This window comes from Bartonella sp. AP30XZML (genome assembly GCF_042195945.1).
Lineage (GTDB): Bacteria > Pseudomonadota > Alphaproteobacteria > Rhizobiales > Rhizobiaceae > Bartonella.
In genome coordinates, this window is record NZ_JBHIPJ010000055.1 from 51680 (window position 1) to 63579 (window position 11900).

Genomic DNA, 11900 nt, shown 5'->3' on the forward strand with positions numbered 1-11900 from the left:
CAAAGATTCGGACTGCGTACAGAGCCGATTGAGTTAAGATCTTAGTTCTTTAAGGTGAGCGGCGGAAGACAAAAATGTTTTCTGATCGTTTATCTCATAGCAAGATTGGTTAATGCTGCTCTAATGGGGCATGTTTTGCACAAAAGTAAAGAACGCTCCAAAAGAAATATACTTATGTTGTATATTAGTATATTTGTATTGCATATTTATGTACTTGTTTTAAAGAAATATCTCTTAACGCACACGAAAGACATTTTACGATGACATTCGTAAATGGTATAACGGTAAATGTGAATAGTATAACAGTAAAGCTCTCGTGAAATAATATAAACTTTGAATAATATAAAAATCTATAAAATGCTATCATCTTTATACTTATGAAAGAGCAAGTCACGATCATCGTACACTTGCTTCCAATGTTTATTATAGTTCTTGGCATTTGCTAAGGTTCATAAGAGGACTTTTTCTTTCAGCGTATTTTATCAACACATCAGGGCGTTGTTTGTGATGTGCAAGCAAGTGATTTTAATTTATTCAACATGGAATAGATTTGAAATGTGATGATTATGAAAGAGAAGAGCCGCATTTAAAAGGTTGAAAACGAGAGAAAGATCGTAAACAAAAATTGTACCTTGATTATAAAATGATTGTTTCTCTGTTTTTATACTAGTAGCGCATGTAAAGTCGCGATATTAAGAGCAAACTGTGTTATGGAATGAAATAATCTGTAAGAAGATGCCGTGAAAATTCTGAAAATATCAATGGGGGAGCGTTAAGCATTATGCATTGGATAATATTTTGATTTATAATGATAATCTATCGTTATTCAACTTGAATTAGAGCCCTGAATACTGGAATTTTTTTCATTCCAAATCTGTTTCGTGGTGAATTAACTAAAACAATGTCTTTTGCAGTTACAAGCAGGGAGCTCCTATGCGCAGAGAAATTGTACAAGAAAGTCCACGCTTTATGAACTGTCTTAAGTGTCAAGGGTATCAGAACATAAGGGGTTAGCAAAATATATGATGGTGCTGCTTGCTTCTTTTATTAAGCGTAAAGATGGAAAATGCTCAATGGATTTTATACATGTCATAGGAGATTTATCATTATACCATTCATGCATTCATGGGCCGCGGCGCGAAATAGGCTTGGGTGCACTTAAGAGATGTTTCTTTAAAACAAGCGCGTGAATATGCGATTGAAGACGTATCGAACTGATTGGCTAAGAAACTCTTGAAAAGGTTCAAAAAATCTTATATAGTTGTTCATTGCAAAGAAAAGCGAATGATAATTTAAAAAAGGAAGATTGATGGCTGTTTAGCTATTTTAAGATGTCTTTTTTTATATTGCTGTGTGGCTGATCTGTTCAAAAGAGCATTCTTTTTGTGTTTTATGCGAAATACTGCATGTGTGCAGAAAGAGCATGGGAGAGGGGGGCCTTTTGAATGGGTGCAAACTGATCTTGTCTGGTGCCATCTTATGGGGCGCTAGAAGATGTGCAAGTTTAAGTGCAGAGAGAGCCATAAGGTTATGGAGGGTAAAATGCTGCTATCGGTAAAATGCTGAAATTTTTCATGGGCTTACATCTTTATATGCTGCAAGATAGGCTGCGGTTCTTTGTCGGCAGGCAGTTTTTGTGGCTGAAGTTTTCGTGAAAGCATTGTTATTTTCTGTTGAAGATGAGCTCGTGATAAAATCGGCAAAGATAAAATCGGCAAGGCGAAATAGACAGAGCAAATATGGAAGTTTCGATATTGCTGTAAGGTTTAAGTTTATAGCGTTTTTATGGATTAGTATAGCCGCAATGATGGTTTTGGAGCAAAGCAAGAAAAATATTCGAGAGAACGCGTTGAAAGTTGAAGTGGTATACGCTTTGAAGGATTGTCGTGCTGTTGTTTGAGCAATGTTTGCACCACGAGCTTGGTTGAGTGTATCAGCATTGAAGAGAGCCTGTTTAATCTCCCTCATTTGAAAGTAAGATTGAACAATAGTGTTGAAGGGGAAGTAAAAATGTCTGTAGTGCAATATGGTGATGATAGTTTTGCGGCAAAAGCAAAAGTTCTTGATAACAACCTTATTGATCGTGATTGGGCGATGACAAAATTTGTTGCTGCTGTTAAAGGATTAGCACAAGTTGTTGATTATGAAAGCAATATGCTAGAGAGTAGTGGTGTTCCAGATTACGAAGAAATAAATTTGCGTAAAATACGTGGTTTGCGTGATCTTAATAAATCCATGAGTGATGTGAAGCGCTATATGAATCAAGATATTGAGCATGAGGTTGAAAGTTTGTTGTCTGATTTACAAGAAAAATTACAGCGTAATAGTGAATTACTTCAAACACATTTAAATGCAGTTAATGATCTTTCTAGAGCTATACAACTATCTGGACGCGCAAAAGAAATAGAGGAATAAATTCAAATCTGATTAATACGGGTTGTTCTAAGTAATGACAATGATTAGGTAGGGCAGTTGATTTGGATAAATAGTGCGTTTAGTGAGTAGACTTGTTTTAAGCGCATTTTGGTATTTAAATTATTATCCTGATGTACTGTAAAACGCTGTTCTTAAGACAATGTCTTTTAAGGTGTCGTGATGTGAACCGCATGCGGTGAGAAGCTGGCTGGAAGAGAACTCAGAGAAGGCGGATTATTTACAGAGCATTGTTTGCAGACTGAGTTAATCGGGAGCTTCATTTTTTAGTTTAGGGGGAGGAGAGAATATTTAGACCAGCCTGTGATGCCTTAAAAACAGCTTCCTTGGGGGTGTGGTAATGTAAGGTTTATACATTGAGTCTTTTGAGAGTATGTGATGAATATTGCCTATAAGCCTCATGGAATACTGTCCTTTGAAGTGTGGTGATATGACGCGGTTAGTTGTTTAAATCTATATGCTTGAGACAAAAATTAAAGCGGTTATTATTTCATTCTGTTGTTTTAGTTTTTGTATGCCAGATTGAGAGAGCATCCAGATTTGAGCGAGTATATTGCGTATACCTTTGTTGGCGTAATATTTGAAATGGGGAGGCAATCTCATTGGGAAAGAATAAAGGGGTAGAAATCAGCGTCCCTCTGTACCGCCGTCCTTTAATTTAGCTTTATGTCTTTCAAAAGCATCTAAAGCACTATCTGTTAAATAATGAAGATTACGCATTGTTTTACGCTTTTTTTATTGTGTGTTTTACTGGGTGCACGTCCTTCATGCACGACAAAATACTCAAAATAGAATGGATTTGTTATTCCTAATTCACGCCCTTGTTTTAAAGAGATATCTAAGCTCTCAAGTCTATTTCGTGATGGTATTTGTGGGGTGGCGCAACGACATCTTTGATGCAACGGCGCTTGTGAATGGTATAATAAGAAAGTTCTCATGGAAATAATATAAAATCTATAGGGTACGACCATCTTTATACTTAATAAAAGAGCAAGTTTATATTGTTATATTTTTCAACATTGTCATATTCTTTGTTTGCCCCCAATGTTGCTCCAGCCCTTGGCACTTAAGATAGTTCATTAGAGGTATTTTCAATCCTTTCTTAATAGTTTTTTATCCCTATGGCTCTTCCCCCTTGTCACTTGTAAGAGATATGGTTTTTGTTGATTCAACATGGAACAGGTCTGAAATGAAAGAATCTGACGGTATTCTGGATTCTCATTTAACATGGAAAACAATAAATTATCTTTACAAATCAACGTGTTGCCTTATGATAGAGTTGGTGTAGCATTGAGATTTTAGAGGAAAAACATGCCTTTAAGAATTTATACCAGATACTAGTCTTTATAGCAGGTATATTAAATGTACATCATCTAAAATAAATGGAGCGTCCACAGCGAAGAAGGGGCTGACTTTTTTAAATCCGCATGAATGCTTATTCTGTTGTGCTGTAAAAACATCATCGCTTGAGGTGTGGTGATAATATAAGACATCAAATTTTATGCATGGGGTATTTTGATGAGAGAATGTTATGGTATTCAGTTTTTTATTCAATATGCAAAAGAAATATTATAAGTCAAAATCTTCTTTGATGTGATAATGATTTTTGAGAATTTAAAAAAATATATAAATTTAAATAAAAAAGCAGCACTTTGTGCTGCCTTTTTTATTTAAGTTAAAATTAACTTCTGCTTTAGAAACGATAACGTATTCCACCAGACAAATTGGTGCCAGATACACCGGCTTTTTGCAGTTTTTGCCGATAGCTGATATCGGCGTTTAGTACGATATTTTGAGAAAGATATGCATTCACCCCCATGCCTCCCTCAACTGAAGAGCCGGTAGGATCAACATGAAAGGTATCAGCAATTTTTATTGTTTTACCATCGCCAAAAGTTTTGATAATATTCATTTTACCATAGAAGGAAACAGCTTTGTTTTCTTCAACAGCCATTATCGTTTTTGTTAAACGTCCACCAAAACGGATCAACCATTGATGTGGATTGCCCATGTCTACTTTTAAGCCATTGGTATCTGAGAAAATATCAAACATGAGATTTTGATAAATGAATTGAGCTTGTGGTTCAAAGACCAGCCCTTTTGTATCGGTTGCTAATTTCTGACCAATGGTTGCAGATATATTAAGCATCTCGGTACCATCCAATTTTGCGGCATTCCCAACAAGAGCTGTGGTAATATTTCCTTTTAAGGTTCCGTAAGAAAGAAGAGCGTTGACATATATACCATTGCTATGCTGGATGCCGCTATAAGCGGTAAGTGACCATTTATCAAGCGTTGTCTTTTCAGAATCTTGCATCTCTTTTGGCGTAAAGGCAAGCTTTCCGTACGTTCCTAAAAGACCAAAATGTGTGCTTATGTCTTTGCTTTCTAAGGCGGCTAATATGCCCCCTAATTGTAAAGCAGTATAGTTTACATCAGCACCATAACCATAGTGCAGTGGATCGCGGTTGGAAGATAGGGTGACCTTCTCGCCGTAGGAAGAGAAAAAGATACCATTCTTTTTATTGTCTTTTGCCCCAAATACTGTTGTTCGCATATTGTCTAACAACGTGTTTTGATTGTTTACATCAGTAAATCCAGCAGAAAATAAAGTATTAGATATGGTTAAATAGTTTGCTACCTGTGGTAAAAGGGCTCGAACTTTTTTATCCTTATCAATGTAGGCATTTTGTAAGCGGAAATCCCAGAAATCACTATTCTTCTTGCCAAAAAGATTTTGGCTCTCATGAGATGTTCCAGGCTTATAGCCTGTGAGTACATATTTATAAGGTTGTTTCCCTATTGTCATATAGTTTCCTGCTAACGTGAAGGAATTTTCGTTTGCTTGTCCGGAAACTTGAATGATTGAAATCCCATGTGTCCCTAAAGGAAGTGAAGCCATCTTCTCTTCCCAAACAGCAGAGCTATCGGTTTGGAGATTGATGTGAACAACAGTACTTCCTGAGACATCACCATTAATCACAATGCGATCAGTTTGTTGTTCCGTGATAGGAGAATATTTATCCCATTGAGTGTTTACATAAATCTCTGCAAGACCCGCTGTACTATAAACCGCTGCTGTGTGAGTTGTCTCGTCTTCTTGCGAAAGATTAGGTCCTATAAACAGAGTTTGATAATGTCCCTCCACTGGCTTGTCAAACATAATGGCACTGTTTGTAAGCTGCAATTCAGAAAGATTAGAGTATGATTTTTCATCAACACCAAACTGTCTATAGTCATTTAAAATATTATCATTATTTGTGGCATTTTTATTCGCCTTTAAAAGCCATTTCGTCCTCTCTTTTAGATCAAAAACTGTTCTATTATCTTTAGAAGTTCTTACCCGACCTTCTAAAGAAGAGTGGTCTGCAACTAATGTAATGGTGTTTGTGGAGGCACTTTCGTTCTTGATATTTTTTAATAAAATATCGGCATGAACTTCTGAATTTTTAAGGTTGACTTCCCCGTTTACGCCTGTTCCATAAAGGTTGATACCGCTACCATGTTCAACGAAAAGCTTTGTATTCTCTAGGGTTACTTTATCAGCAATATTGGCTACATCTTGTTCTTGAACGGCATTGGTGTTCCTTTCAGCATTGCGTGTATATCGTTTTCTAGGGGCATTATACGGATTGTTGCGGAAAATAATACCGTCTGCTTCATAATTTCCCGTGACATGTACGCTTGAATCCTTAAGTTTGATTGTGCCCTCCATGTTTACCAAACCAGCTGTTTCTGCTGTTACACTAATGCCTGTAGCATCAATTTCTCCACCATCTGATACGCTTAGTGCAACAAAACGCGCATCAACCTTTCCCCCTATCATGTTGACTTTTGAATTATTTCCCTCTGCATGTACAGCAAAACTATTGTCTTGAATTTTTTTGTTATGTAGCGTTATGATCTCACCGTTTTTAGCTTCAACTCCAGCGCTTATATCCTCAATTTGTGTAGACTTTTCAGGTTGTTTTATTGGTGATATTGTTTTTTCAATCTCTGATTTTTCAGATATTTTTTGTGCATATGAAGATTGCACTGGCGCTGGTTTTGCAGATTTTGGTGGTACCAGTAATGCTGGTTTTTCAGTTTCTACTCTTAAAGATATTGGTTGTGCGAGTTCTGGTTCATTAGATGTTGGTATTTGCTCTGTTGTTGGTTTTGTAGGTTCCGTGCTTGTAGGTTCAGACTTTGTAAGTGTTGGTTGTAAATTCGGTGAAGGTTGTGTAGGTTCTGGCTGTGAAGACACAGCAGAATTCGATAGTGTTTTTTCGCTGGAAGAGTCTGCAGAAGAGGAGGGCGCCCCTGAACGTCTTCTAGATTTTGCTTTCATTCCTGTTGTTGAAGCTATTTCTGTCGTTAGAGATTGTGTAAGAGTGTTTTGTGTTGTAGGGTTAGATTGTACACCTTCTGTAACTTTAGTCTTTGGTGTTTGTGTACTTCCTTGACCAAGATCAGAGTTTTGTTTTGAAGAAGAAATTATATTTCCAGCTGAATTTCCTTCAAGTTGTGTTTTGGGAGGTAGAGTGCTTGTAGAAGTAGGCGTTGTAGTTTTATTCCCTGTAGGAGGAAGGGTTATGATTGTTCTTGTAGAGCTAGATGTTGAAGGTGGATATGAATATGATGGCATAATTTGCCCGATTCCATCATATGGATCTTTATACGGATCAAAAACTCCGGATAGATTTATTTGTGACTTGACACGAGCAGGTTGTAGAGAAGAAGAATCTATCGTTGTTGATGGATTTGTACTATGAATAGCATAAGACATACTGGTGGAAGAACAAAACAGAATTCCAGAAACTGTGTATAGTAAGAAGCTTTTTTTCATATGGATGTATTCCTAAAATATTTCTCCCCTCTCTCATAAAAAATAAAACTTTGGCCTCATTATGTCTCTTTTGTAAGAGGCAAAACGAAACATAATGAGATCTCTTTGTATTTCAAGATAAGGGATACAAGTATTTTTAAAAGTGATAGCGCATTCCAGCGGCAATATTTATTGCAGAGATGCCAGCTTTTTTGAATTTATGTTGATAGCTGATATCACTATGAAGCTCTATATTTTGCGATAAGTGCGCCTGAATACCAAAACCACCTTCGATTAAAGATCCCATAGCAGCAAGCGAAAAGTTTTCACTAAAAGTTTTGATCATGTTCAGTTTTCCGTAGAAGGAAAGGGCATGTCCTTTGTTTTGTGTCAAACGTCCACCAATACGAAGCAACCATTGATGAGGTTTGCTTATGTCTATTTTAGAGTTATCGTCATCTGAGAAAGAGCTCCTATCTGATAAAGAACCAAGCATGAGACGTTGATAAACAAGTTGTGCTTGTGGTTCTAGGATTACACCTTCCAAATTGGTTGACAGTTTTTGACCAACAGTTGCAGCGGCTCCTAATGTTTTACTATTCTTCACTTTTGAGGTATGTTTAATGAGAGCTGTAGCATGATTTTCTTTGAAAATTCCATAAGAGAGAAATGCACTTGCATAGATGCCACTGTCATGCTGAATATTTCCATATGCGGTGAGTGACCATTTATCAAACATATTTTTTTGAAAGCTCTCCTTGTTTTTAGGAGTAAAAGATAATTTCCCATATGTTCCGAAAAGACCAAAGTTGCTGCTGATATTTTGATCTTTTAGCGCTATTAATGTTGCTCCTGCTTGCAATGCAGCATAGCGAATATCTGCTTGAACACCATCTTGTTCTGCTTGAACCTTGGAAGAAAACGTGCTTTTATTGCCATAAGAGGATAAGAAAACGCCTCTTTCTGGATGATCTTTGGGCTCAAACATTGTTATTTGCATATTGTCTAACAAGATATTTTGATTGTTGACATCACTAAACCCAACAGCAAACATCGCGATAGGCATGACTAAAGAGCTTTCTTCTTGTGGTGTAAGAATTGTTCTTTTTGCTGTCCCATTAAGAGAAGTAGAAGTTGCAGTTGCTTTATCATCATCTGTAAGTTTAGAGGTGCTCTCTGTAGCCGCGGTAGCAGTATTTCCAACCTTTGGGAGCAAATTCATATGCGCTTTTGCTGATGTATTAAGAGTTGTTTTTGATGCTGAGGAAGTGGTGTTTGTTTGGGGATCAATATCAGATTGCGAATTTTCATTTATTTTAGGCTGTCTCATTCCATGATCTGTTCTTGTGAATGAACTGTCCTTGTGTTGGGCAGCAACATGAGCGGGTGGTAATTTATCACTAGCGCGTCTTTGTCCTGTGCTGGAGTCAATAAGAGGTTGTTTATTCTTTTCAGATGCAGGAGGGGTTGTCTCTCCTTTTTTCTTCACGTTAGTTATTCCATCGTTGTTCAAAGTCTCTAATACTGCTACTGCTTTGCGTAAAGTATTGGAAAGTTCCTTGTTTTGTCCTTGTAAAGCACTATCCACTTGTGCTGCTTTATGTAATATTTCTGCTTTATTTTGCAGTTCAAACCAATTATGATTGTCTTGGCTCACCGATTGTTGGCGCGCGGTATTAACACGCTGTTGATTATCAGCATCAAGGATTTTTGCTGCTTGCACGGCATCAGAAATTGCTTTATCGTAGCCACGTAATAAATTTTCTCTTGTTTTTAATCGGTTCTGACGTAATTGTTCAAGGTATGCTCTGGCTTTCATCATATGTTGTATATCCAGAGGGTGTTTGTTTGCCATGGCTTGGGCGCGTATATTATCCATTTCGCGGTTCACCACGTTTATATGTGTACCAGAACTATAACGACCTGCACCTGCAAAAGAGCTGTTAATCGTATTTCTTACACGATCCATATGATTTTCAAGTGCTTGGTTGAAGTGCGAATTATCTTCCATCATGGCGCCAGAGGCTATCTTTTCAAGATTTTTTTCTGCTTGTGTTGGTGTGTTTATTAAATCAATAGCATAGCGTTCCTGGGGGCTTAGAGCAGAGGCGGTGCTGGTAGATGTGAAGTTAAAAGAAGAAAAAAATAAAGCACAAGCGGCTGTACATAACAAAAGATTCTTATGCATAGAGATGTTCCTTAAGATATTTTCTTTGTTTTGCTAAAAATGAACCACTTTTTGACACATTGCGGTTTTTTGTAATGTAGTTAAGCAGCACTGTTTTCATCTCAGCGCTGCTTATGCGTCAAAATAGAGAGCTAAGATTTCTAAAAGCGATAACGCATTCCTCCGGAAAAATTAATTCCAGAGAACCCAGCTTTTTGAAGTTTATGTTGGTAATTAACGTCAGCATGAAGTGCGATATTTTTAGAAAGCTGCGCGTTAATGCCAAGTCCACCTTCAAGGGAAGAGCCCATAGAATCGAGATGGAAAGATTCCATAACATCGATAGTGCGCTCCTCACCAAAAGCTTTGATGACATTCAATTTACCATAAAAAGAAAGAAAACGATCTTTTTCAATAGGAAGTATTGTTTTTGTTAAACGCCCTCCAATACGGACCAACCATTGATGAGGGGGCTTTATATTAACTTGGAAGCCATCAATATCTGAAAGAGTGCCAAAGGCAATATGTTGATAAATAAGTTGTACTTGTGGTTCAAAAGACAGCCCTTCAACACCAGTTGCTAGTTTTTGTCCAACGGTAGCTGATATATTTAATGTATCCGTATTGTTTAATTCTGTGGTGTTGCCGATAAGGGCTGTTGTAATATGTCCGTTTAAAATGCCGTAGGAGAAAAGTGCATTAATATAGAGACCATTGTCATGATGGAGATTCCCATATACCGTAAAGGACCATTTATCCAGTATGCTTTTGTCAGAACCTTCCATGTCCTTTGGCGTAAAAGCGAGCTTTCCATATGTGCCTAAAAGACCAAGATTCGCGGTTATATTTTGATTTTCTAACGTTGTTAATGTCATGCCTGCTTGTATAGCAGCATAGTGAACATTAGCACCATAACCATACTCCAATGGACTACGGCTGGAAGATAACGTCATCTTGTTGCCATAAGTCGATAAAAATATCCCTTTTTGTTTATGACCTTCTAATCCAAAAACTGTTGAGTGCATATTATCTAACAGTGTATTTTGATTGTTTATATCAGCCAAGCCAGAGGAGAATATTGCATTATGCATAACCAAATAGCTTGCCATTTGAGGAACAAGAGCTTTGATTTTTCCTTCATCATCAAGAGTCGCATTTTGTAGACGGAAATCCCAAAACTCTTCACTTTCTTGCAAGAGACTTTGCTGTTTGTCAGCTCTCCCACGGCTGGATGTTGGTCCATAGCCATTTAATACATATTTATAGGGCAATCCATCCATTGTAGTGTAGCCATTTGCCAGCGTGAAGGCGGCTTCCTCTGCTTTTCCAGACACCTGAACAAGTGAGAGACCACGCACATTCAAAGGAATTAAAACTTCATCATTATCGAATGGTTCTGCACGCTTTGAAAGATTGTTGAAATAGATCGTTGTGGTGCCTGAGACATTACCATGAACGAGAACACGGTCAGTTTTTTGTTGTTCTTTTACAAGACCATTACTCCATTCGGTATTAAAGTAAATCTTTGCGTTGCCCAATGCATTGTAAACCGTTGTTGCATCAGAGCTTCTGTTTTGCTCTGTTTTCGCAGCTTCAGCTGTTGGCTGTTTTCCCACATGCAAGGTTTGATACTGATTGTCTGCTAGTTTATGCGGCGCATTAAATATAATAGAGCTATTATTAAGGTTCAATACTGAGACAATAGACTGTGCACGTTGTTTAATATCAGTGAGCAAGTATCCTTTAGAGCTGTCAAATTCTTTGTCTACTTCAAATTGACTAATCTTTAGGGACCACTTGCTGTTATTGTTGAGAGTAAAAATCGTTGTATTTTGAGGTAAAGTCTTTGCTCGTCCTTCTATAATCGAATTGTCAGCGCTTAATATAAAAGTGCGAGGATCGATATCTTTTGAGTTTTCTGGGATTTTATTTTTTAATAATATATCAGAACGAATTTCTGAACTTTTAAGTTCTACCTCAGCAACAGATTTTGCATAATCTGGTCCTAGAATACCAATACCATTTTCAACAAGAAGTTTTGTGTTGGTAAGAATTGCTTTATTGATAACTTTTTCGCCCTCTTTTACTTGGGAACTTGGGATGTAATCAAAAAGGATACCACGACTTTTGTGATGTCCGGAAACATTTATGATTGAATCTTCAATATGGATGATGCCGTTTGAAATTTCTAAACCACGGGAATTTGATTTTCCTACAGTTTTTTTAGCATGAATACGCCCACCTGTTGTTGCGGTAAATAAATTTGAGTCTGAACGCATTGTTGAATTTGTAATGGTGATAAAGGCTTTGTCATCAGCAACCACTGTTGTATATGCGCTGCGGATAAAAACGTTATTAAAGGTTTTTTCTTCTCCTGCTTTATCCGCACGAGCCATAACCATTGTAGGAGCTGATGTATTTGCATAAGTTGAACCGAAATGAGAAAAAATCAAAGTTCCAGCAATTGTACATAACAAAAAATTTTTCTTATAA

General features: G+C 37.2%; 5 protein-coding genes. 2 read left to right on the forward strand and 3 right to left on the reverse strand.

From position 1 onward, the window contains the following. Nucleotides 1-1636 precede the first annotated feature (1636 nt). Nucleotides 1637-1900, forward strand: a complete 264-nt coding sequence (locus ACFIL2_RS04330; protein ID WP_375680100.1) for a hypothetical protein — start codon at nucleotides 1637-1639, stop codon at nucleotides 1898-1900. Nucleotides 1901-2010: 110 nt separating this feature from the next. Next, nucleotides 2011-2415 carry a flagellar protein FlgN gene (locus ACFIL2_RS04335; RefSeq protein ID WP_273790974.1) on the forward strand — a complete coding sequence of 135 codons (405 nt, stop codon included), beginning with the start codon at nucleotides 2011-2013 and terminating at the stop codon, nucleotides 2413-2415. A gap of 1711 nt (nucleotides 2416-4126) precedes the next feature. Here ACFIL2_RS04335 and ACFIL2_RS04340 read toward each other — a convergent pair. The 3 genes from ACFIL2_RS04340 to ACFIL2_RS04350 all read right to left on the reverse strand — a co-directional run. Further along, the gene (locus tag ACFIL2_RS04340; RefSeq protein WP_375680101.1) at nucleotides 4127-7261 is read right to left on the reverse strand and encodes an autotransporter outer membrane beta-barrel domain-containing protein; all 3135 of its coding nucleotides are present in this window, start codon (nucleotides 7259-7261) and stop codon (nucleotides 4127-4129) included. A gap of 136 nt (nucleotides 7262-7397) precedes the next feature. Continuing rightward, nucleotides 7398-9428 carry an autotransporter outer membrane beta-barrel domain-containing protein gene (locus ACFIL2_RS04345; protein ID WP_375634765.1) on the reverse strand — a complete coding sequence of 677 codons (2031 nt, stop codon included), beginning with the start codon at nucleotides 9426-9428 and terminating at the stop codon, nucleotides 7398-7400. A gap of 140 nt (nucleotides 9429-9568) precedes the next feature. After that, on the reverse strand, nucleotides 9569-11900 hold a 2332-nt coding region (locus tag ACFIL2_RS04350; RefSeq protein ID WP_375680102.1), incomplete at its 5' end, for an autotransporter outer membrane beta-barrel domain-containing protein.

Bases quoted from the DNA above. Each gene is read 5' to 3' on its own strand.
- ACFIL2_RS04335 (WP_273790974.1), top strand. From the start codon at position 2,011: ATGTCTGTAGTGCAATATGGTGATGATAGTTTTGCGGCAAAAGCAAAA.
- ACFIL2_RS04340 (WP_375680101.1), bottom strand. From the start codon at position 7,261: ATGAAAAAAAGCTTCTTACTATACACAGTTTCTGGAATTCTGTTTTGT.
- ACFIL2_RS04345 (WP_375634765.1), bottom strand. From the start codon at position 9,428: ATGCATAAGAATCTTTTGTTATGTACAGCCGCTTGTGCTTTATTTTTT.